The following is a 21,648-nucleotide window of genomic DNA, read 5'->3' as shown; positions in this document are numbered from 1 at the left end:
TTTTCGACGGTCGAGCATAGTCGACGGATTCGCCAGTCCATCGGGGGTTTTCCCAGGTGGAGCAGTCGGGTGTCCGGTCGCCAAGTAGCGCTAAGTCGTGCCTGAACCGCGCTCAGGGGCGACTTAGAGCGACCTCGCGGGCGCACGCCCTGGCAGGAATTCGACGAAGGGTGGCATTGCGCCTACTCGTGGCGGTTTTCCCGTGCGCATAGCGTTACTGCCATGACAGTTGCATTCGTAGTCCTCGGCATCCTGGCCCTCATCGGCATCGTCGCCACCGTGCGGAGCGTCGCGCTCGACGGCTACCGTCGAGCCCCGCTTCGCGGCTCCTCCACGCGGAACGGGGAAGGTCACTTCGCCGCACATTGACCCTCCTGACCCCCTTGCGGGGGTGACTAAACCGGTATAGCGTCGCTCTAAACCGGTTCAGACCGGTAACTCGACGGCGAGTTGATCGCCGCACCGAGCAGCACCGGGAGGTCGGCGATGAAGCGCAAAGCGACGATCAACGACGTCGCCAAGGCGGCCGGCGTCAGCAAGGGCCTCGTCTCGTTCGCGCTCAACGATCGCCCCGGCGTCTCACCCGAGACCCGCGATCGCATCCTCACCGTCGCCCGCGATCTCGACTACCGGCCGAGCCTCTCGGCACGATCGCTCTCCACCCGAACCTCCTACGCCTTCGGCTTGGTCATCGCCCGCGATCCTGAGATCCTCGGCGCCGACCCCTTCTTCCCCTCCTTCATCGCGGGCGTCGAGCGCGTGCTGCTGCACGAGGGCCGCGCGCTCGTGCTCAGCGTCGTCGCCGACGAGCAGCACGAAGCCACCGTCTACCGCACCCTCACGGCCGACGCGCGGGTCGACGGCGTCTTCATCACCGACCTGCGTCACGACGATTCGCGCATCCCGCTGCTGCGCGAACTCGGCATGCCCGCTGTCACCCTCGGTCGCCCTGAGGGCGCCCAGCACGGCGACGCGGATGCCTTCCCCGCGGTTTGCCTCGACGACACCCCCGGTATCGTGGCCGCCGCCCAGCACCTCATCGATCTCGGACATCGCCGCATCGCGCACGTCATCGGGCCGCGCCGGATGCTGCACGCCACCCGTCGCAACGGCGCCTTCGCCGCGACGCTCGAGGCGGCAGGGCTGCCGGCCGACCTCGTGATCGAGACGGACTTCACCGCCGCACAGGGCGCATCCGCCACCGAGGCCCTGCTCGACCTGGCCGATCCGCCCACCGCCATCGTCTACGGCAACGATCCGATGGCCATCGCCGGCATCGGGGTGGCGCACGAGCGAGGGCTGAACCTGCCTGGCGACCTCTCGATCACAGGCTTCGACGACTCCGAGCTCGCCCGGTACGTCTACCCCGCCCTCACCTCCGTGCGCACCGATCCCCTCGCCTGGGGCGAAGCAGCGGCCCGCACCCTTCTCCGGCTCACCACCACCGGTGTCGCCGACGACGTCGATCTCGAACCCGCGCGTGTCATCACGCGTTCCTCGACCGGGCCCGTCCGGGCCTGACGAATCGCGGCCTCCGTGGCCGCCACCGAAAGGAGCACCATCGTGCAGAAATCCTCAGCGAAGAGGTCGAAGCGCGTTCTGGCCGTCGCCCTGGCGGCCGTCGCGGGAATCGGCCTCGCAGCCTGTTCGGGCGGAAGCGGAGGCGGGGGCGGCAGCGCCGCAAGCGACCTCACCGCCACCGGCCCCATCACCATCTGGTACTCCAACAACGCCACCGAGCTCGAGTGGGGCAAGCAGATGGTGGAGGCCTGGAACGCCGAGAACCCCGATCAGGAGATCACCGGCCAGGAGATCCCGGCCGGCAAGTCGAGCGAAGAGGTGATCGGCGCCGCCATCACGGCCGGCAACGCCCCGTGCCTCGTCTTCAACACCGCCCCGAGCGCGGTGGGCCAGTTCGAGAAGCAGGGCGGGCTGGTGAACCTCAGTGAGTTCGACGACGGCGCCTCCTACATCGAAGAGCGCTCCGGAGACATCGCGAAGCAGTATCAGAACGCCGACGGCGACTACTTCCAGCTCCCCTGGAAGTCGAACCCCGTCGTCATCTTCTACAACAAGGATCTGTTCACCCAGGCCGGTCTCGACGCCGAGAACCCGAAGCTGTCGACCTACGACGACTTCCTCGCCACCTCGAAGACCCTGGTGGATTCGGGCGTCGCGCCCTTCGCCATCCTGCCCGCTCCGACGAGCGAGTTCTTCCAGATGCAGTTCGACTTCATGCCGCTCTATGCCGCGGCCACCGGCGGTACGCCGTTGATCGAAGACGGCAAGGCGACCTTCGCCGATGACAAGGGCACCGAAGTGGCGCAGTTCTGGCGCGACCTCTACGACCAGAAGCTGGCCGGCCAGGAGGCCTTCCAGGGTGACGCCTTCGCCGACGGGCAGGCCGCCATGGCCATCGTGGGCCCGTGGGCGATCTCGGTCTACGACGGCGTGAACTTCGGCTCCGTGCCGGTGCCGACGCCCGAGGTGACCGACGCGAGCGAGGTCTGGACCTTCAGCGACGCGAAGAACGTCGGCCTGTTCAGTGCTTGCGAGAACAAGGGCACCGCGTGGGATGTGCTGAAGTTCGCCACCAGCGAGGAGCAGGATGGCGCCTTCCTCGAAGCTACCGGCCAGATGCCGTTGCGTCAGGATCTGCCGACCGTCTACGCCGACTACTTCCAGGCGAACCCGGCCTACCAGGCCTTCGGCGACCAGGCCAGCCGCACGGTCGAGGTGCCGGGAGGCCCGAACACCGTGCAGATCATGCAGGCGTTCCGGGATGCCTGGAGCAAGTCCGTGATCTTCGGAGAGGGTGAGGTGGGCCAGTCGCTCACCGATGCCGCCACGAAGATCGATCAGCTGGCGTCGCAGCCCTAGGCCGTGCGATGACTTCCACCGTCAGTGATCCCCGCGCCCCGGTGCCCTCGCGCACCGGGGCCGCGGGCCCGGATTCAAGCAAGGGCAAGGGCAACGGCAACGGCAACGGTAAGGACCGCGCCAAGCGCTCCGTCGCGCACCGCATCTTCGGGCGTCAGCCCCTCGGCCTCTTGTTCAGCTCCCCCTACTTGGTGTTCGTGCTCGCAGTGTTCGCGTTCCCGATCGTGTACTCGGTCTGGATCTCGTTCCACGACTTCTTCTTCGCCGCCCCCGGCGCCAACCCGGCCCGCCCCTTCGTGGGTCTCGACAACTACGTCGCCGCTTTCAGCAACCCGGCGGTCATCCGCTCCTTCGGAAACGTCGGCATCTTCCTGCTCATCAACGTTCCGCTCACGGTGGTGCTCTCGCTGCTGCTCGCGAGCGCGCTCAACAAGGTGGTGCACGCCCGCACCTTCCTGCGGGTGAGCTTCTACGTGCCCTACGTCACGGCGAGTGTCGCCGTCGTGGCGGTGTGGCTGTTCCTGTTCAACGGCAACGGACTCGTCAACTCGCTCCTCGGGCCGCTCGCCCCGAGCCCGTCGTGGCTGATCAACGAGAACCTGGCCATGCCGGTGATCGCCATCTACGTCACCTGGAAGCAGCTGGGGTTCTACATCCTGCTCTACCTGGCGGCGCTGCAGAACGTGCCCAAAGAGCTCTACGAGTCGGCTGCGACCGACGGGGCCGGGCGCATCCGTCAGTTCTTCTCGGTCACGGTGCCGGGTGTTCGGCCGGCGACTCTGCTGGTGCTGCTGGTGTCGACCGTCACAGGAGCCAACCTCTTCACCGAGCCCTACCTGCTCACCGGTGGTGGTGGCCCCAACGGCGCCTCCGCCAGCCCGGTGCTGCTGATGTATCAGCTCGGAATCCAGCAGGGGCAACCGGATGTCGCATCCGCCATCGGTGTGGTGCTGGTGATCGGTGTGCTGATCATCGCCTTCCTGCAGAACCGACTCGTGGGGGAGAGGGACTCATGAACCGCATCTCTAGGCCGCAGGCCGTCCTGCGTGGCGTCGTGCTCGGATTGGGCGCGCTCGTCTTTCTGTTCCCCTTCTACTACATGGTGGTCGGGGCCCTGCAGAAAGATCCCGACCCCACCCTCGCGGGCGCCTTCCCCAATCCCGCGAACCTCACCTTCGACAACTTCGTGAACGTGAACGAGCGGATCAACCTCGGCACCGGCCTCATCAACTCCGGCATCTTCACCGGCGGTGTGCTGCTGTGCACCGTGATCTTCGGTGTGCTCGTCGGCTACGCGCTGGCCATGCTGAAGTGGCGTGGCGCTCGCGCGACCTTCGCGCTGGCGCTGCTGGTGCAGGTCATCCCCTTCCAGCTGCTGCAGATCCCGCTCTACGTGCTGATCGCCCGCGACTACGGTCTCGCCGACACGCACGTGGGCATGATCCTCCCGTTCGCCATCAACTCGACGGCGGTGATCATCTTCCGGCAGTACTTCCTGCAGCTGCCGAAGGAGCTGTTCGAGGCGGCGCGGATCGACGGGGCGGGCGAGATCCGCCTGCTCTGGAGCGTCGCCCTGCCGCTCGTGCGCCCGGCGCTCGTGACCGCGGTGCTGCTCACCTTCATTGGGCCCTGGAACGAGTTCCTCTGGCCCTTCCTCATCACCAAGGATGCGGCTCTGCAGCCGCTCGCGGTGTCGCTCGCCAACTACATCTCCACGGTCGCCGCGTCGACCGACAACCCGTTCGGGGCGATCCTCGCCGGCGCGGTGGTGCTCGCGGCTCCGGTCGTGGTGCTGTTCATCGTGTTCCAGCGCTACTTCGTCTCGAACGACCTCGGATCGGGAGTGAAAGGATAATGATGACCCCCGCAACCACCACAACAGTCCCCTACCGCCTCGAGCGGGTCGGGATCGTGATGGAGCCTCTGCCCGGCGACGAGCTCGAAGCCGAGGGGGTGCTGAACCCCGCCTCCGGCCGAGGGCCCGATGGCGTGCTGTACTTGCTGCCGCGACTCGTCGCATCGGGCAACGTCTCGCGCGTCGGGCTCGCCCGCGTGCTGCTCTCCCCGGAGGGCGTGCCCACCGGGGTCGCGCGCGAAGGAGTCGTTCTGGCACCCGACCGCGGCTTCGAGCGCGGGGCGCACAACGCCGGGGTCGAGGACCCGCGGGTCACCTTCCTGCCCGATCTCGGGCTGCACGTCATGACCTACGTGGCCTATGGGCCGCTGGGGCCGCGCACGGCGATCGCCGTCTCCTCCGATCTGCGCACCTGGAATCGGCTCGGGCCGGTCACCTTCGCCTACGACGACGCGCTCGACATCGACCTCGGGCTCTTCCACAACAAGGACACGGTGTTCTTTCCCACACCCGTCGCAGCCCCCGACGGCACGCTGTCGTTCGCGGTGCTGCACCGGCCCATGTGGGATCTCGGGGAGACCAAAGCCGGCGAGGGTGTGCGGTTGCCGGCGGGGGTGACGGATGCGCGGCAGAGCATCTGGATCAGTTACGTTCCCGTCGCAGCCGTGGCCCGCGACCTCGCGGAGCTCACCCGGTGGACCAGGCACCGCTTCCTCGCCGGCCCCGAGTTCCCGTTCGAGGAACTCAAGATCGGCGGCGGCCCCGCGCCGCTCCGGGTGCCGGAGGGGTGGCTGTTGATCCACCACGGCGTGACCGGCACCATCGACAGCGCGTTCTCGCAGCAGCAGAAGGTGAACTACGCCGCCGGCGCGATGCTGCTCGACGCCGACGACCCGTCTCGGGTCATCGCCCGCACCGACGTTCCGCTGCTCGAACCGGAGACCGAAGACGAGCGCAGCGGCATCGTGCCGAACGTCGTCTTCCCGACCGCGATCGAGGAGATCGACGGCCAGCACTACGTCTTCTACGGCATGGCCGACTCGAAGATCGGGGTCGCGCGCCTCGTGCACACCTGATCCCTCCCACCCCTCTCGCTCCTCTCGAAAGGCACGTTCGATGACGAACTCGCTCGCTCGACGGATGACCGCTGGCGCGGCATCCGTGACCCTCCTGATCGGGGGGCTCGCGGTGGCGAGCTCGCCCGCCGCCGCTTCGCCCGCGCCCGCGGCTTCGCCCGGGTCGCTCACCAACACGGCGCACCTCGACTTCCTGCTCGACGAGGTGTCGCCGGCCGCGGTAGCGGGGCACTCGAGCTACCGGCTCGACACCGAACCCGCGCTCACCCTGCCCTGGACCTACGCCGACGCGCGTGACGGCGGCACCTTCGAGCGCGTGGGCGGCGGTCCGCTCGATCCGGCCACCGGCGACTACGGGCAGGGCGCGTTCAACAGCGACGACGTCTCGCGCGCCGCCGTGGTGTACCTGCGGCACTGGCAGCAGACCGGCGACGACGCGAGTCGCGAGAAGGCCTACCAAGTGCTGCGGGCGCTGGCCTACTTCCAGACCACCGACGGACCGGATGCCGGCAACGTGGTGCTGTGGATGCAATCCGACGGCGAGCTGAACCCCAGCGCCGAGCCGGTGGAGCTGCCCGATCCGAGCGACTCGGAGGAGAGCTACTGGCTGGCCCGCTCGCTCTGGGCCTTCGGGGAGGGCTACGCGGCATTCCGCGACGACGACCCCGCTTTCGCGGCGTTCCTCCAGGAGCGGATGCAGCTCGGTGTCGCCGCGGTCTCGCGAGAGGTTCTCGACACCTACGGGCAGTACGCCGTGGCCGACGGGGTGTCGGTGCCGGCGTGGCTGATCGTCGACGGAGCGGATGCGACGGCCGAGGCCGTGCTCGGGCTCGCGGCCTACTCGTCGGCCGCGCCCGACGACGCGGTCACGCGCGACGTTCTGGCGAAGCTCGCCTCCGGCGTCGCGGAGTTGGCCCGCACCACGACCGACGGCGACGGCGCGACGTCGTGGCCCTACGGCGCGATCCTGCCCTGGGCCGAATCGCGGTCGATGTGGCACGCGTGGTCGTCACAGATGGCCGGGGCGCTGGCACGCGCATCCGTCGTGCTGGAGGACAGCGCTCTGCTGGAACCGGCGATCACCGAGTCGGCGCGGTTCGCCCCGACACTGCTGACCGCGGGCGGGCCCGACAACGCCTGGTACCCCTCGCCCACCGAGCGGGTGCAGCTCGCCTACGGCGCCGACTCACGGCTGCAGAACCTGCTCGCCACGGCGGAGGCGGCGGAGCTGCCCGGGCTCGCCGACCTGGCCGGCCTGCAGGCGGCCTGGTTCTTCGGATTGAACCCGGCGGCGACGCCGATGTACGACCCGGCGACGGGTGTGACCTACGACGGCATCCAACCCGACGGGTCGATCAACCGCAATTCGGGGGCCGAGAGCACGATTCACGGGCTGCTGTCGATGCTGGCACTGGATGCGCATCCGGAGGTCTCGGCGATCGCCCAGTCGCTGACCACGCTCGACGCTCGCGACGGCCTGCGGGTCGTGGAAGCGGAGGATGCGCCCTCGACCACCGGTACCGTCGTGACCCCGGAGTCGACGTGGACGGAGGAGTCGTCGTGGAGCGGCTCGTACCTCGCGCTGACGCAAGGACAGAAGGCGACCTTCTCGTTGGGAACGGCGGCGAACGGGCTGCCGCGCGTCGTCGAACCCGTGATCTGGAACGTCGAGAAAGGCACGGCGCCGACACCGCGCTCCCTGTGGAGGAGTGGATGGCTGCCGCTCGGAGTGCTCTCGTCGTCGGTGGGCGAACCGGGCATCACCGCGGCATCCGGGGCCCTGCTGCCGGGGCGCCTGACCGTGCCGCTGCCCGCCTCGCGCGACCAGGTGGAGGTGCGCGCGCTCGCCGGAGAGGTCGACGTGGATGCGCTGCTCGTGCGGCCGGCGGTCGGAACGCTCTCGGCGTCGGGTGCCGGTGCTGTTTCGTCGGCGCAGCTCGCGCAGAACGCGCTCCGCGTGCCGCAGCGGGTGACGCTCGGCGCCTCCTCGCTGTCGCAGACCCTGCGCAGCTACGACGCCTCGGGGGCCCTCGTCTCAGAGAGCACGATCGCGGGCCCGACCACGGTCTGGCTCCGCCCCGGCGGCTTCGCCCTGGCGCTCGCGCAACCCTGACCCGACGCCCACTCTCCCCGGAATGACGCTCTGACTCGTCCTTAACTGGGCGAAAAGCGCGAATCCTGCCCCGTTCGGGACGAGTGGGATGCGGGGCGGGAGTGCCCTCGGTCGCGGCCCGGCGGTACGGTGTTCGCCATGGACACGCAGGATGGCGCAGGGGGTGAGGGAGCGGCGGGAGGAGCGAGCGAGCTGGTGGGGGCGCGGGTGGTGCTCGCGCCCGTGGTTCCGGCCGACGTCGACGAGCTGCGGCGCATCCGGCTGACGCCCGAGGTCGCGGCGCGGTGGGGTGCAGACGACACCGCCGACCCGTGGCCGTGGGACGACCCCGACACCGTAGTGCTCACCGTGCGACTCCGGCACGACGGGGTGATCGTAGGCATGATCCAGTACAGCGAAGAGACCGATCCCGCGTACCGGCACGCCTCGATCGACATCTTCCTCGACCCCGCGGTGCACGGCCGGGGTCTCGGGCGTGACGCCGTGCGCACCCTCGCGACCCATCTCATCCGCGACCGCGGCCACCACCGCCTCACCATCGACCCCGCGGCCGATAACGATGCTGCGATCCGCGCCTACACCGCGGTCGGGTTCCGACCCGTCGGCATCCTGCGCCACTACGAGCGCGACCCCGACGGCCGCGGTTGGCACGACGCCTTGCTCATGGACCTCCTGGCCACAGAGCTGCTTTGACGAAGCAGTTTCAGGAGGAGGAGAGCGTGACGACGCCACGTGCAGGCCTTCGTGTCGCGCAGCTCCTCCCGAAACGGAGGAGCACGGTCGAACCGCTTGGGGTCAGAGCTCGGACTCGATGGGCTCCGTCAGGAGGAGTTCGGCCACCGAGCCGAGGATCTCGTCGGGGCGGAACGGGTAGCGGTCGATCTCGGCCTGATCGCTGATGCCGGTCATCACGAGGATGGTGTGCAGTCCCGCCTCGATACCCGCCACCACATCGGTGTCCATCCGATCGCCGATCATGCCGGTGTTCTCGGAGTGCGCGCCGATGCGGTTCATCGCCGAACGGAACATCATCGGGTTCGGCTTGCCGACGATGTAGGGGTCTTTGCCGGTCGCCTTCGTGATGAGCGCGGCGATCGCGCCCGTCGCGGGCAGCGGTCCTTCGGCGCTCGGCCCCGTCGCATCCGGGTTCGTCACGATGAACCGCGACCCGTCGCCGATCAGGCGGATCGCCTTCGTGATGGCCTCGAAGGAGTAATTGCGCGTCTCGCCGATCACCACGTAGTCGGGCGCCGTCTCCGTCATGATGAACCCGGCCTCGTGCAGCGCGGTGGTGATGCCGGCCTCGCCGATCACGAACGCGCTGCCGCCCGGCATCTGGTCTTTGAGGAAGGCGGCGGTGGCGAGCGCCGAGGTCCAGATGAACTCCTCCGGAACCTCGAGACCGGATGCCCGCAACCGCGCCGAGAGGTCGCGCGGCGTGAAGATGGAGTTGTTGGTGAGCACGAGGTAGGGCTTTCCCTGGTCGCGCCACTGCTGCAACAGTTCGGCGGCACCGCGGATGGGCGCGTTCTCGTGCACGAGAACGCCGTCCATGTCGGTGAGCCAGCATTCGATCTCGTCCCGTGCCGCCATCTGGAACTCCTTCTCCCGGTCGTGCTCCCAGGGTACAGGGGCGTTGTGGGGCGGAACATCGAGGCGGCGGGCGACGGATGTGCGCCCTCCTCCGCCTCGCCGATAGAGTTCTGAGGCGGCCTGGTCGGGGGGCCAACCGAACACCGAGGGGATCCACATGTCGCGCAACACGATGCGCCTTCTGATCGCGGGCGCCGTGGCGCTGACTCTGGCCGCAACGGTCTCCGGATGCGTGGGGTCGGGTTCGGCAGCGCCGGGCACCCCCGCGGCCACCCCCGTCGCCTCGACACCAACGCCGTCGCCGATGCCCGTCGAGGAGGTCGTGGCCCTCGATCCGTTGGCTGAACCGCTGGTCGGCGCGGGTCACGCGCTCGTCGCCGGGTCGGAGGGATTCGCCCCGGTCGAGGCACGCACCCAGCTCGACATGGCCACCGCCACGCTCGAGACCGACGTGCTCGTGGTGCAGACGTCGATGGCCGGGGGCCCGGCCGCGAGCCAGGCTTCCCCTCCGGTCGACGAGGCGCGCATCACGGCCGACATCGCAGCCCTCTTCGCGGCTGCGCAGTCGGTGCGGCAGGGCGTGGTGGAGACCGCCATCCGGGTCGTCAACGACGAAGCCCCCGACGCCGACCCCGCCCTGCGCGACGACCTCTACCTCGCGATCGTCGCTCAGCAGAGCCAGGCCGTCGCGACCGACGACACCCCGCGCCAGGTGCTCGAACTGGTGGCGAAGGTGCGTGCGGCGCAGGACTCGCAGGCAGCCTACGTCGCCGAGCAAGCGCGCCAGGCGGCCTCGTCCGGCGGCGGCGACGGCGGCGGGTCGGGCGGTTCCGGATCGTCGATGCCCATCCCCGTCTTCCCCTCGATTCCGGAGTTCGACATCTGCGACTGGGGCCGCGGCCTGACCTGGCCGATCTGCCACCAGGACCCCACCACGCTCGAGATGATCTGCGCCGAGGAACTCCGCTTCCCGCAGTGCGGCTAGGCGGGCGGCAGCCGCAGCAGCCGCAGCCGCCGCAGCCGCCGCGACATCCCTGACGCCTGCTCGGCTGCCTCGCGCGGAGGTGACGGCTCCCTCTTCCGAGCGGAGGTCGGCTGGCGATAGAGTACGCATGCGTGGGGCCGCTCCGATTCGAGGAGAACCGATGGCAGCAGGTCCCACCCCGCCGCCGCGCCGGCATCGAGGGCATCGCCTGGCGCTGACCGCGATCGTGGCGTTCTCGATCGCGACCGCGGTCTCCGGATGTGTCGGGCCGGGTTCCGCCGAACCGGCACCGACGGGCCCGGCCGCGCCGGCCACCGTCGCGCCCTCGACCCGCGCGCCGGGTTCGGGCGACACGCCGACGCCCACCCCCACATCGACGCCCGGGCCGAGCAGCGCGCCCGTCGCCATCGATCCGGTCGCCGAACCGCTGGTGGCAGCTGGACGGTCCCTCTCGGAGGGAACCGCAGGGCTGGCTTCCCTCGACTCCCGCGCCGCCCTCGACCAGGCGACCGCGACGCTCGAGGCCGACATCGGCGCCATGAGCGCGTCCGGCGCACGCGTCGACCAGGCGCGCATCGCCGCCGACATCGACGGACTGCTGGCGTCGACGCATGCCGTTCGCCAAGGAGTGGTGGAGAGCGCCATCCGGGTCGTCAACGACGAAGCCCGGAACGCCGACCAGGCGCTCCGCGACGACCTCTTCCTCGCGATCACCGATCAGCAGGCGCAGACCGCAGCAACGGCCGACACCCCGCGCCAGGTGCTCGACCTCGTGTTGAAGCTGCTTGCCGTGCAGGACTCGGAGGCGATCTTCGCCGCGCAGCAGGCTCCGGCCGAGGAGCAACGGCCCGATGGCGGGGGATCGATGGATGCGCCGGCCATGCACACCTTCCCGCCACCGGCCGGCGAGGATGGGTCGGAGACGTACTGCCCCGACCCCGGCCGCCCCGACTACTGCCTGCCGGTCGGTCCGCTCGTGCCGGTGGAGTGAGGGGCAGCTGAACGACGACGCCCCCGCGCCCAGCGCCTCAGGAAGAGGGCCGGACGCAGGGGCGTCGGATACAGCGTCGAGGCTACGCGGCGCGGCGGCGGCGCACCAGGTAGAGCGTCACACCTGCGGCCAGGAGCAGTGCCGCACCGGTGAGAGGCAGCGCGACCTGGAGGCCGGTGGCCGCGAGCGACTTGCCGTCACCCGAACCGGCGGCCGAGGCCGTCGCCGCGGGGGTCGGGGTCGAGCCGTCGCCGGCCGGGGTCGTGGCCGGCGGGGTGGAGCCGCCGTCACCCTCGCCCGAGCCGGGCACCGGCACCTCCACGGGCAGCACCTGGGCCACCGATCCGTCGCCCGCGAGAACGACGGCGCGCTGCTGCGGGTGCTGGAAGTCGAACATCCCGTCGAGCACTCCAGCGCGCTCGTCGAACGACGAGTCGCCGATGCGTCCGGTCGACCAGTTGTCCTCGATGAACTTCAGGATCGAGGTCTGCTCGGTAGCGGTGTGATCGATGTAGTTCTGCTTCGCGAAGGGCGAGATGACGAGCAGCGGCTGGCGCGGGCCGGGGCCGCAGCGGTTGGCCAGTCCGTCGAGGTCGACGGTCGCGGCATCCGTGCAGATCGCGGAGTTGCCGGATGCCGCCGAACCGTTGAGGATCGGCGATGCCACGTGGTCGTACCAGCCGTCGGAGTCGTCATAGGCGAACACGATCGCGGTGCTGGGCCACGACGAGGACTGCTCGATGGCGTTGACCTCCTTGACGACCGCGATCTGCTCGTCGGTCGGGTTAGACGAACCGGGGTGGCCGTCCTGGGCAGTCGCTGCCTTCACGAACGACACCGCGGGAAGGGTGTCGGTGTCGAGCGCCTGGTAGAACAGGCTCATGTCGTAGTTGTGGTTGGCCTGACCGTCGTGGCCCACCTCGGCGGGCGACGCCGGCGGCAGGTGGTGCGGGTTGGAGGTCGACTCGTAGTACTGGAAGGGCTCGTGGTGGGCGGAGTACGCCGGGATCGCCACGTTCACACCTTCGGCCGTGATCGGCACAGTGTTGCCGCACACCGCGTATCCGGAGGGGCTGTCGGCCGCGGTCACCGAGGGGGCGAATCCGTCTTCGAACCAGCCCCAGCTCACGTTGCGCTCGTTCAGCAGATCGCCGACGTTCTTGCCCTGCATCTGGGTGAGGTTGCCGGTCTTCGTGTGGTTCGAGTCGGCGCAGTCGTCGTAGAACGGGTCGGGGTCGCTCGTGACCGTGCTGGTCGCATCCGACACCGGCGCGCCGGTGACCGAGTTCACGCTCAGCGCGCCACTGGTGTTGCCCGAGACGAGGTTCAGGGCACCCGGGGTCGACGGGCCAAAGCCGGTCGAGAAGCTGTTGTCGCTCATCGAGTAGTTCTGAGCGAGGTTCCAGAGGCCGGTGACGGTGTTGCCGTCGTAGTAGTCCATCACGATGCCGTCGGTGTAGTAGAGACCGAGGGTGGAGCAGGAGCTCTCGGTCGACTCGACGAACTTGTCCATGGCGCCGGCGTTGTAGGCCTTCTGCTCGGAGCCGTAGGAGTGGCTCTGGTCGCAGGTGAGCGCGTGGTCCTGGTCGAGGCGCTGCGGCTGGAACGCGTTCGGGTTGGCGGTGAGCAGCTCGGGGTGGCTGACGTAGTTGTTCGGGATCGGTGTGTCGGCGGCGGCCGTGAACGGGGTGCCGTCGGTGTTGGCCGCGTTCGGGTAGGTGCCGAAGTAGTGGTCGAACGACTCGTTCTCGTTGTAGATCACGACGACGTGCTTGATCGGGGTCGTCGTGGCGGCCGAGTTGTCGGTCGGCTCGGCGGCGAACGCGCCGGCGGCGTTCGTTCCGAGACAGGCGATTCCGGCGAGAGCCAGAACCGCAGCGGCCGCGACAGCTCCGCGGCGGCGAGGGGGACGGGGCATTTCTTCTCTTTTCGTGATGGTGGTGTTGGTGTTGGTGTTGGTGTTGGTGGTGTTCGTGTCGGTCGTGGAGAGGATCGGGTTTCGAGGGGGCATCAGGCCAGCAGGCCGCTGCCGAACCAGTCGTCGGCGCCCTGCACGCCCGGGAGCGCGAAGAAATAGCCGCCGCCGAAGGGCGAGATGTAGTCGGAGAGCGCTTCATCGGCGAGACGCTTCTGCACGGTCACGAACTGGCGCTCGAGGTCTTGGTTGAAGGTCGTGAACACGAGACCCATGTCGAGGTTGCCGTTCACGTCGAGACCGGCGTCGTAGTTGTAACCGCGGCGGAACATCCGTGAACCCGTCGATTCGGGCGTGCGCGGATTGGCCAAGCGGATGTGCGCACCCATCTGGATGGAGTCGGCCGCCGGATCGGACGAGAAGTCGGGCTCGTCGAACTCGTGCTTGCCGGTGAGGGGCGCGCCGACGTCGCGGCTGCGCCCGATCATGCCCTCCTGTTCGCGCAGGTTCACGCGGTCCCAGAATTCGACGAGCATCCGGATGCGCCGCACGACGTGGTAGGTGCCCCCGGCCGTCCAGGCGGGTTCGCTGCCGTCGGTCGCGGCCCACACCAGGGCGGCCATCTCGTCGGGGTCGCTCGGATCGGGGTTCGCGGTGCCGTCCTTGAAGCCCATCAGGTTGCGCGGGGTGCCCGAGGGGCGCGGTGGTGACACGAATCCCTCGGTGCGCCAGCGCAGCTGCATACCGCCGCGCGTGGTGCGCATGAGGTCGCGGAGCGCGTGGGTGACGGTGTCGCGGTTGTTCGCGCAGATCTGCAGCAGGAGGTCGCCGTCGCACTGGCTGCGGTCGAGGTCGTCGTTCGGGAAGTCCTCCATGGTGCGGAGGGCGCGCGGCTTCTGGGCGGCGAGGCCGAAGCGGTCGGGGGCGGTGGGGGTGGTGCTGGTGCCGCCGGCGCTGCCGTTGGCGCTGCTGCTGCTGCCGCCGTTGCCGTTGGTGCCGCTACCGCCGCCGAAGAGGGAGGCGCCGAGCGAGACCGTGATCGTGAGCCCGTCGGGGTCGATCACCGGCCCCAGCACGCCGGAGTCCGCGGGCGGAGCGGTGATGCCGACGGGGGCCGGCGCCCCACCCGTGGTGAGAAAGCGCGCGCGTTCCGTGAGTGTGCGCAGCAGCGCCTCGAGTTCTCCGCGGTCGGCGGCCGTCACGTCGAAGGCTGCGAACGCGGCCGCTGCCTGAGGCGGCGTGAGGATGCCCTGCTGCGTGGGGCCCTCGAAGGGGAAGGACGCCGACGGCGCAGCCGCGGTGGCGGCGCCCGTGGGCGGCGCGGCTTCTGTGCCCGGGGCGTGGCCGGGCGCTCCGGGGTGCGGAACCGCCCAGACGGGTGCCGCGGGAGCCACGGCGATGGCGCCGGCCGCCGCGACTCCCGCGCCGACGCCGGCCCCGAGCAGTCCGGTGAGGAATCCCCGCCGCCCTACGCCGCCACGAGCCGCACCCTGTTCATCTGCCGCCCTGCGCGCGCTCTCGCCTTCGTTTCGGGAGGAGCTGCCGGCGGCGACGCCCTCCTGGAGGCTTCGTTCGCTGCTCCTCCTCCCGAAACGGCCGCGCTTGGTGCCTTCAGGAGCAGTGCGAGCCGTGTCCGGGCCCGGAATGTCGGCTTTCGAGACGTCGTTCGGCATGGCTTCGTCATTGCGGGCGAATCTGCTCGCAGGCAAAGGCTCCTGGAGGCTTGCTTCGCTTGTGGTTCGCCCGAGACGTCCGGCTGGCGTCGTCGCGGCTGCGGCGGCGTCGTCGTCGGGAAAGCGTGTGGGGTCGGCAGCGGGGTCGGGTCGGGTCATCGGGCACTTGCTCTCGGGTCGCAGATGGCGGCAATGGGGGCGAGCAGCTCGACCGTCTGGTCGAGCGCGGCGTCGAGCGCTGCCCGCGACGGGCGGTCGAGGCTCGCGAGCGGGGTCCAGCTGCCATCGGGGTGCTGGTACGACGCTATGAGGGCGGCGACTCGGGCGAGCGCCGCCTTCGTGTCGGGGAGCGCCGGGTAGCGCGTCGACAGGATGCTTTCGAGGGGTGCGAGCGCTTGGACGGTTCCGGCCACGTTCGCGCCGATGGTGGCGAGGTTCGTCTGCGAGCCCGCATCCGTCGATCCGGTGAGTTCGAATTGGATCGCGTTCTCGAGGATCTCGTGCGCCCGCAGCCCGACGTCGAGGGCGTTCACCCGGCTCTCGGCGAACGCGGCGCCGAGCGCGTCGACGTCGTTCACCAGCTGCGCGGTGACGGGAGCGATCGTCGCGGCGGGCGCACCGCTCCAGAGCAGGGCCTCCACCTTGTGGAACCCGGTGAGCGAGGGGTCGTCGAGCGCCGACATCCCCGGCGCAGGGGTTCCGTTGATGGCGCCGTCAGCGTCGCCGAAAGCGCCGTACGCCGCCCCGAGTGATTCGTATTCGAGATGCGCCGTGAGCCAGACGCCGCGCGCGGCCGCGAGATCTCCGGATGCGACGGCGGAGTCGAGCGCGCGGGAATCGGCGGCGAGAACGGGCAGTCGTGCGGCTATCCAGGCGGCGTACTGCTTGGCTGCGGGAAGCAGGTCGGCGCGGGTGACGAGCTGGATCGCGGGCGTCGCGTCGGCCGGCGTGCCTGCACCCTCGATGGTGACGTCGGGCCCGGGCACCGGATCGTTCTCGGCCGGGATGCAGACGAAACGGTAGTCGCCGTCGCCCAGCACCACCGAGAGCGTGCGCGTGGCATCGATCGCCAGGGCTTCCACTTCGCCGTAGACGGCGCCGCTGCCGGCATCCGTGAGGTACACGTCTTCGCTGCCGTTGGTGGAGTTCGACACCGAGAAGGTGGTGGCGCCGCCGTGCGGTGACGCCCAGCCTGCGCCGCAGTCGTCGAAGCCGGCGCTCACGGGCACCAGCGGCGAGCCGTCGGCGGTCGTGTCGTGCGACGGCGCCCCGGGAGCGGAGCGGCCCGCGACACTCGTCGCGATCCCCACGGCGCTCCCGGCGACGAGAACGAGCGCGAGCAACCCCAGATACGGCCGGCGCGATGCGCGCCGATCGAGCTGGGGGTGCGACATCGGGAACCTCTCGGACGGGGGGAGCGGATGCCGCGACGACGGGGCGAAGGCAAAACTATGTCCCGGCCGCGATAGTTAGTTGCCATTAGCTAATTAATTCGTCCCACGCTCGCGGAGAATTCACCGGACGTTAAGCAAGTTCCCGTGGCGACGGAATGCGAATCCGCTGGGAGTGGTTTAGGTCATTACGACCTTAAGGGTTATAGTCAGTAGAACCTTTAGATTCATCCCTCCCGAAGGGCTCCCGATGACCGATCTCACGAACCGCGAAGCGATGATCTCGCTCGCCGTCTCGACGGTGATCTTCGCCCTCCGCCCCGACCGACCGACCGAGTTGCCGTCGCTCTGGCTGCCGCTCGTGCGGCGCATCCGGCCCCCCTACGAAGGTCAGTGGGCGCTCCCCGGCGGCCCGCTGCGGGCCGACGAAGACCTCGAATCGTCGGCCGCCCGCACCCTCGCGGCCACGACGGCGCTCGCGCCGAGCTACCTCGAGCAGCTCTACGCCTTCGGCACCCTCGACCGTTCGCCGATCGAGGCCCGGCTCGCCGCCGAGCAGGGCCGGCAGGAGCGGGTCGTCTCGATCGTCTACTGGGCCCTGGTGAACTCGGATGAGGTCACCCAGTCCGCGGGCAATTCCGCGAGCGAGAACGTGGCCTGGTTCTCGGTCGACGACCTGCCCGACCTGGCCTTCGACCACGACGTCATCATCGAGTACGCGCTCTGGCGGTTGCGCACCAAGGTCGAGTACAGCCGCATCGCGCACGCCTTCCTCGGCGACACCTTCACCCTCGCCGAACTCCGCGAGGTGCACGAGGCGGTGCTCGGGCGCTCGCTCGATCCGGCGAACTTCCGGCGCCAGCTCGAGTCGTCGAACACCATCGTGCCCACCGGCAAGCGGGTCACCGGCACCAGCTACCGCCCGCCCAAGCTGTATCGCTACAACAACAGCGCCGCACCCGTCGATCGCGGGCCGCTGGTGCGAACCGACATCACCTCGAGAAAGCCGCGATCATGACCTCCACCCTGTCGGTCGACGACGAAATCCAGCTGATCACCGCGGGCACCCCCGGGGCCTCCGGCTCGACCTGCACGCCCGAGCTCGCCGAAGGCCCCTGGGTGTTCGACCTGCAGGCGCCCTCCTACGGGCCGGGCGCCTCGATGGCCGACCCGATCCCGGCGGAGACTCCGCGGCAGGGGCAGCTGCCCGAGGAGTACAAGTCGGCTTCGAAGGTCGAACTGGATGCGCGCATCCGCCGCGCGAAAGAGACCCTCGGCGACCGCGTGGTCGTGCTCGGCCACTTCTACCAGCGCGACGAGGTCGTGCAGTACGCCGACTTCGTGGGCGACTCGTTCCAGCTCGCGAACGCCGCGCTCACCGTGCCGGAGGCGGAGGCGATCGTGTTCTGCGGAGTGCACTTCATGGCCGAGACGGCCGACATCCTGGCCCGGCCGTCGCAGGCCGTGATCCTGCCGAACCTCGCGGCGGGCTGCTCGATGGCCGACATGGCCGACATCGACTCGGTCGAGGAGGCCTGGGCCCAGCTCGGCGAGATCTACGGAACCGAAGCGGATGCCGACGGCCGGGTTCCGATCATCCCGGTCACCTACATGAATTCCTCGGCCGCGTTGAAGGGTTTCTGCGGCCGCAACGGCGGCATCGTCTGCACCTCGTCGAACGCCGCGACGGTGCTCGAGTGGGCCTTCGAGCGCGGGCAGCGGGTGCTCTTCTTTCCCGACCAGCATCTCGGCCGCAACACCGCCAAGGCGATGGGTGTTCCGCTCGAGCGGATGCCGATGTGGAACCCGCGCAAGCCGCTCGGGGGCTCCTCGGCCGCTGAACTGCTCGACGCGCAGGTCATCCTCTGGCACGGCTTCTGCTCGGTGCACAAGCGCTTCTCGGTGGCGCAGATCGAGAAGGCGCGGGCGTCGCATCCGGGAGTTCAGGTCATCGTGCACCCCGAGTGCCCGATGCCCGTGGTCGACGCGGCCGACGCATCCGGTTCGACCGACTTCATCGTGAAGGCCATCCAGGCGGCTCCGGCCGGTTCGACCTTCGCCATCGGCACCGAGATCAACCTCGTGCAGCGCCTCGCCAACGAGTACCCGCAGCACACCATCTTCTGCCTCGACGACGTGATCTGCCCCTGCTCGACGATGTACCGCATCCACCCCGGCTACCTCGCCTGGGTGCTCGAGGAGTTCGTGGCCGGACGCGTCGTGAACCAGATCACGGTGGGCGACGACGTGGCGGTTCCCGCACGCGTCGCCCTCGAGCGGATGCTCGCGGCCCGGCCATGAGCACGCAGCGTGCGGATGCGCCGGAGCGGCGGATGCGCGTCGTGATCGTGGGAAGCGGCGTCGCCGGGCTCGTGACCGCGCTCGCGCTGGGCGACCGGCACGACGTGACGATCGTGACGAAGTCGACGATCGACGAGAGCAACACGCGCTACGCGCAGGGCGGCATCGCGGCGGCGGTCATGCCGGGCGACACCGTGGCCTCGCACGTGGCCGACACCCTCGTGGCCGGTGCGGGGCTCAGCGACCCTGCGGCCGTGCAGGTGCTCTGCGCGGAGGGGCCCGAGCGCATCCGCGACCTCATCCGCTGGGGTGTCGACTTCGACCGGCAGCACGACGACCCGACCGCCGACTTCGACGCCGGACTCGAGGGCGCGCACTCCTTCCACCGCATCCTGCACGCCGGCGGCGACGCCACGGGATACGAGGTGGAGTGGGCGCTCGTGCGAGCGGTGCGCGCCTCCGCCGCCCGGGTGCTCGAGCAGACCTTCGTGGCCGATCTGGAGGTGACCGACGGATGCGTCACCGGGCTCACCGTGCTGCGCGACGGCGTCACCGAGACAGTGTCGGCCGACGCGGTGGTTCTGGCGAGCGGCGGCATCGGGCAGCTCTACCCGCACACCACGAACCCTTCGGTGACCACGGGCGACGGCGCCGCCGCGGCCCTCCGTGCGGGGGCGGTGCTGGCCGACGTGGAGTTCGTGCAGTTCCACCCGACGGCGCTCGCCGTGCCCGGTTCGTTCCTGGTGTCGGAAGCCGTGCGTGGCGACGGCGCGGTTCTGCTCAATGCGGCGGGGGAGCGGTTCATGGTGGGCGAGCATCCGCTGGCCGAACTCGCGCCGCGCGACATCGTGGCGCGAGCGATCGCGTCGGAGATGGTGCGCACGGGAGCGCCGGTGGTGCTCGACGCGACGTCGATCGGGGCTTCGGAGCTGGAACGACGGTTCCCCACCATCTCCGCCGCCAGCCGCGACCACGGCTTCGACTGGGCCCACGAGCCGGTGCCGGTGGCGCCGGCCGCCCACTACTGGATGGGCGGGGTGGCGACCGATCTCGATGCGCGCACCTCGCTGCCCGGGCTCTTCGCGGTGGGCGAGGCGTCGTGCACGGGGGTGCACGGCGCGAACCGGTTGGCGTCGAACTCGTTGCTCGAGTCGCTCGTGTTCGCGCATCGCGCGGCGGCGGCGATCCGGGCGGATGCGGCGGGTTCGGGTTCGGCGCGTGGCGTGCCTTCGTGGACGGGCCTCCCGAACACGGTGCCACTCGAGCAGCTCGCGCCCGCGTCGCTCGCCCACACCGCGGTGCCCGGCGACCTCGAATCGCCAGAATCCGACGGAATGCCCGTCGCCGATACGGCGTGTTTTGGCGACTCGGCGAACGGGTCGCAGGGCGGCTCGCAGGATGGCTCGCCGACGCGCGAGCCGAGTCGCGCGGAACTGCACGCGCTGATGTGGCGGAACGCCGGCGTGCACCGCGACGCCGACGGACTCCGCGAGGCCCGTGACGTGCTGGCCGGGTGGGATCTGCCGGTCGACGCCGACGCATCCGTCGAACGCCGGGAGACCGCTAATCTCCTGCAGCTGGCTCGTGTGCTGGTGGAAGTGGCGCTCGCCCGCGAGGAGTCGCGTGGCGCGCACTTCCGCGCCGATCACCCGGATGCGGAGGTCGAGTTCGCGCACCACATCACGGTGCAGGTGGCCCCGCGCCTCACATCCGCTGACCCCGCCTCCGGGTTCGAGGCCGCAGGTTCAGTCGGGGCCGCGACCGAAGTCGTCGCGCCGGCGCCCGCATCGGACGGAGCTGACGCCCGTTCATCCGCGGCTCCCACCGGCGATGGCGCGTCCGTCGCCGCCGCGACCGGGCCGGCGCCGGCGCCACACCGCGCATCCGCCCGCACGCCTGCGGTTCCCACTCCCGATGGCGCATCCGTCACCCCCGCCCCCGCGCCGGCGCCCGCATCCGTCAGCCCCGCCCCCGCGAGAACAGGTCACCGTCTAGTGCTCACCGCCCAGATCATCGACGACGTCGTCACGCGCGCCCTGGCTGAGGATGCGCCGTGGGGGGACATCACCTCGGAGCTGCTGATCTCCGCAGATGCGGTGGTGGAGGCCAGGCTCGAGGCCCGCGAACCCGGTGTGTTCAGCGGCCCTGACGTGTTCGCCGCGACGATGACGGCGGTCGATCCGCGCATCGTCACGGCCGTGCACGCCCCCGTCGGCAAGCCGTTCGGCATCGGCGCCGTGTTGGCCACCGTCGCGGGGCCGGCGCGCGGAGTGCTGCGCGCTGAGCGGGTGGCTCTCAACCTGGTGCAGCGGATGAGCGGCATCGCCACACTCACCGCGGAGTACGTGGGGTTGGTGGCGCACACCAAGGCCCGCATCGTCGACACCCGCAAGACCACCCCCGGCCTCCGCGCGCTCGAGCGCGCGGCAGTGCGCGATGGCGGCGGGCACAACCACCGCTACTCCCTCTCCGACGCCGTCATGGCGAAGGACAACCACCTCGCCGTGCTCGCGGCCCAGCACGGTGGCGATGTCACGGCCGCACTGCTATCGGTGCGCGAGCGGATGTCGCACACCATGCATCTCGAAGTGGAGGTCGACCGGCTCGACCAGATCGACGCCGTGCTCGAGGCCGGCGTCGACACGATCATGCTCGACAACTTCAGCCTCGCCGACCTCCGCACCGGAGTCGCGCACATCGCCGGTCGTGCGCTCGTCGAGGCGAGCGGCGGCGTGAACCTCGGCACGGTGGCGGCGATCGCCGAGACCGGGGTCGACATCATCTCGGTCGGCGCCCTCACCCACAGTGTGCGCTCCCTCGATCTCGGCCTCGACGTGGGTTTCCGGTCGTGACCACATCGTTTGTGACCCGTCGC

17 protein-coding genes are annotated in these 21,648 nt (G+C 69.9%); 13 read left to right on the top strand and 4 right to left on the bottom strand.

Annotated features, from left to right (window positions below; translation table 11 throughout):
• The first annotated feature begins 222 nt into the window (after positions 1-222).
• The 8 genes from N1027_RS03935 to N1027_RS03900 all read left to right on the top strand — a co-directional run bounded on the left by N1027_RS03935 (position 223) and on the right by N1027_RS03900 (position 8,617).
• Positions 223-369 carry a hypothetical protein gene (locus N1027_RS03935; protein ID WP_259505410.1) on the top strand — a complete coding sequence of 49 codons (147 nt, stop codon included), beginning with the start codon at positions 223-225 and terminating at the stop codon, positions 367-369.
• Positions 370-486: 117 nt separating this feature from the next.
• Positions 487-1,521: a LacI family DNA-binding transcriptional regulator gene (locus N1027_RS03930; protein ID WP_259505408.1), complete on the top strand. Its 1,035-nt coding sequence runs from the start codon at positions 487-489 to the stop codon at positions 1,519-1,521.
• Positions 1,522-1,563: 42 nt separating this feature from the next.
• Positions 1,564-2,880 carry an ABC transporter substrate-binding protein gene (locus tag N1027_RS03925; protein WP_259505407.1) on the top strand — a complete coding sequence of 439 codons (1,317 nt, stop codon included), beginning with the start codon at positions 1,564-1,566 and terminating at the stop codon, positions 2,878-2,880.
• An 8-nt stretch (positions 2,881-2,888) separates the two neighbouring features.
• Positions 2,889-3,896: a carbohydrate ABC transporter permease gene (locus tag N1027_RS03920; protein ID WP_259505405.1), complete on the top strand. Its 1,008-nt coding sequence runs from the start codon at positions 2,889-2,891 to the stop codon at positions 3,894-3,896.
• On the top strand, positions 3,893-4,735 hold the full coding sequence (locus tag N1027_RS03915; protein WP_259505403.1) for a carbohydrate ABC transporter permease: 843 nt from the start codon (positions 3,893-3,895) through the stop codon (positions 4,733-4,735). Before N1027_RS03920 ends, N1027_RS03915 begins: the two co-directional genes overlap by 4 nt.
• On the top strand, positions 4,735-5,811 hold the full coding sequence (locus tag N1027_RS03910; protein WP_372499669.1) for a glycoside hydrolase family 130 protein: 1,077 nt from the start codon (positions 4,735-4,737) through the stop codon (positions 5,809-5,811). The genes N1027_RS03915 and N1027_RS03910 overlap by 1 nt, the downstream gene beginning before the upstream one ends.
• Before the next feature lie 40 nt (positions 5,812-5,851).
• A complete protein-coding gene (locus N1027_RS03905; RefSeq protein ID WP_259505399.1) occupies positions 5,852-7,924 on the top strand; it encodes a hypothetical protein in 2,073 nt (690 codons plus the stop codon).
• 138 nt (positions 7,925-8,062) lie between these two features.
• The gene (locus tag N1027_RS03900; protein WP_259505397.1) at positions 8,063-8,617 is read left to right on the top strand and encodes a GNAT family N-acetyltransferase; all 555 of its coding nucleotides are present in this window, start codon (positions 8,063-8,065) and stop codon (positions 8,615-8,617) included.
• A 102-nt stretch (positions 8,618-8,719) separates the two neighbouring features.
• Here N1027_RS03900 and N1027_RS03895 read toward each other — a convergent pair whose 3' ends face one another.
• Positions 8,720-9,517, bottom strand: coding sequence for an HAD-IIA family hydrolase (locus N1027_RS03895; protein ID WP_259505395.1), 798 nt, complete (start codon positions 9,515-9,517; stop codon positions 8,720-8,722).
• 157 nt (positions 9,518-9,674) lie between these two features.
• Between N1027_RS03895 and N1027_RS03890 the strand changes: the two genes are divergently transcribed.
• Both N1027_RS03890 and N1027_RS03885 read left to right on the top strand, forming a co-directional pair.
• Positions 9,675-10,502 carry a hypothetical protein gene (locus tag N1027_RS03890; protein WP_259505393.1) on the top strand — a complete coding sequence of 276 codons (828 nt, stop codon included), beginning with the start codon at positions 9,675-9,677 and terminating at the stop codon, positions 10,500-10,502.
• Positions 10,503-10,662: 160 nt separating this feature from the next.
• Positions 10,663-11,493, top strand: coding sequence for a hypothetical protein (locus tag N1027_RS03885; RefSeq protein ID WP_259505391.1), 831 nt, complete (start codon positions 10,663-10,665; stop codon positions 11,491-11,493).
• Between the two features lie 82 nt (positions 11,494-11,575).
• On the opposite strand, the gene N1027_RS03880 is transcribed toward N1027_RS03885, so the two are convergent.
• From N1027_RS03880 to N1027_RS03870, 3 genes are all read right to left on the bottom strand, one after another.
• Positions 11,576-13,504 carry a phospholipase C gene (locus N1027_RS03880; RefSeq protein WP_259505389.1) on the bottom strand — a complete coding sequence of 643 codons (1,929 nt, stop codon included), beginning with the start codon at positions 13,502-13,504 and terminating at the stop codon, positions 11,576-11,578.
• Entirely contained in the window at positions 13,504-15,081 is a 1,578-nt protein-coding gene (locus N1027_RS03875) for a Dyp-type peroxidase (RefSeq protein WP_259505387.1), read from the bottom strand. Before N1027_RS03875 ends, N1027_RS03880 begins: the two co-directional genes overlap by 1 nt.
• 155 nt (positions 15,082-15,236) lie before the next feature.
• On the bottom strand, positions 15,237-16,475 hold the full coding sequence (locus N1027_RS03870; protein WP_259505385.1) for an EfeM/EfeO family lipoprotein: 1,239 nt from the start codon (positions 16,473-16,475) through the stop codon (positions 15,237-15,239).
• 247 nt (positions 16,476-16,722) lie between these two features.
• Between N1027_RS03870 and N1027_RS03865 the strand changes: the two genes are divergently transcribed.
• The 3 genes from N1027_RS03865 to nadB are packed head-to-tail and all read left to right on the top strand — an operon-like array spanning position 16,723 to position 21,625.
• On the top strand, positions 16,723-17,490 hold the full coding sequence (locus N1027_RS03865) for an NUDIX hydrolase (protein WP_259505383.1): 768 nt from the start codon (positions 16,723-16,725) through the stop codon (positions 17,488-17,490).
• Positions 17,487-18,773, top strand: coding sequence for a quinolinate synthase NadA (gene nadA / locus N1027_RS03860; RefSeq protein ID WP_259505381.1), 1,287 nt, complete (start codon positions 17,487-17,489; stop codon positions 18,771-18,773). Before N1027_RS03865 ends, nadA begins: the two co-directional genes overlap by 4 nt.
• Positions 18,770-21,625 carry an L-aspartate oxidase gene (gene nadB, locus N1027_RS20095; RefSeq protein WP_308199774.1) on the top strand — a complete coding sequence of 952 codons (2,856 nt, stop codon included), beginning with the start codon at positions 18,770-18,772 and terminating at the stop codon, positions 21,623-21,625. Before nadA ends, nadB begins: the two co-directional genes overlap by 4 nt.
• Positions 21,626-21,648: the final 23 nt, after the last annotated feature.

Source organism: Herbiconiux aconitum, from assembly GCF_024979235.1.
Taxonomy (GTDB): domain Bacteria; phylum Actinomycetota; class Actinomycetes; order Actinomycetales; family Microbacteriaceae; genus Herbiconiux; species Herbiconiux aconitum.
Note: the sequence above shows the minus strand (reverse complement) of the source record. Positions and strands in the feature narration are given on the sequence as shown.

Bases quoted from the DNA above. Each gene is read 5' to 3' on its own strand.
- N1027_RS03935 (WP_259505410.1), top strand. From the start codon at position 223: ATGACAGTTGCATTCGTAGTCCTCGGCATCCTGGCCCTCATCGGCATC.
- N1027_RS03930 (WP_259505408.1), top strand. From the start codon at position 487: ATGAAGCGCAAAGCGACGATCAACGACGTCGCCAAGGCGGCCGGCGTC.
- N1027_RS03920 (WP_259505405.1), top strand. From the start codon at position 2,889: ATGACTTCCACCGTCAGTGATCCCCGCGCCCCGGTGCCCTCGCGCACC.
- N1027_RS03915 (WP_259505403.1), top strand. From the start codon at position 3,893: ATGAACCGCATCTCTAGGCCGCAGGCCGTCCTGCGTGGCGTCGTGCTC.
- N1027_RS03910 (WP_372499669.1), top strand. From the start codon at position 4,735: ATGATGACCCCCGCAACCACCACAACAGTCCCCTACCGCCTCGAGCGG.
- N1027_RS03905 (WP_259505399.1), top strand. From the start codon at position 5,852: ATGACGAACTCGCTCGCTCGACGGATGACCGCTGGCGCGGCATCCGTG.
- N1027_RS03900 (WP_259505397.1), top strand. From the start codon at position 8,063: ATGGACACGCAGGATGGCGCAGGGGGTGAGGGAGCGGCGGGAGGAGCG.
- N1027_RS03895 (WP_259505395.1), bottom strand. From the start codon at position 9,517: ATGGCGGCACGGGACGAGATCGAATGCTGGCTCACCGACATGGACGGC.
- N1027_RS03890 (WP_259505393.1), top strand. From the start codon at position 9,675: ATGTCGCGCAACACGATGCGCCTTCTGATCGCGGGCGCCGTGGCGCTG.
- N1027_RS03885 (WP_259505391.1), top strand. From the start codon at position 10,663: ATGGCAGCAGGTCCCACCCCGCCGCCGCGCCGGCATCGAGGGCATCGC.
- N1027_RS03880 (WP_259505389.1), bottom strand. From the start codon at position 13,504: ATGCCCCCTCGAAACCCGATCCTCTCCACGACCGACACGAACACCACC.
- N1027_RS03875 (WP_259505387.1), bottom strand. From the start codon at position 15,081: ATGCCGAACGACGTCTCGAAAGCCGACATTCCGGGCCCGGACACGGCT.
- N1027_RS03870 (WP_259505385.1), bottom strand. From the start codon at position 16,475: ATGTCGCACCCCCAGCTCGATCGGCGCGCATCGCGCCGGCCGTATCTG.
- N1027_RS03865 (WP_259505383.1), top strand. From the start codon at position 16,723: ATGACCGATCTCACGAACCGCGAAGCGATGATCTCGCTCGCCGTCTCG.
- nadA (WP_259505381.1), top strand. From the start codon at position 17,487: ATGACCTCCACCCTGTCGGTCGACGACGAAATCCAGCTGATCACCGCG.
- nadB (WP_308199774.1), top strand. From the start codon at position 18,770: ATGAGCACGCAGCGTGCGGATGCGCCGGAGCGGCGGATGCGCGTCGTG.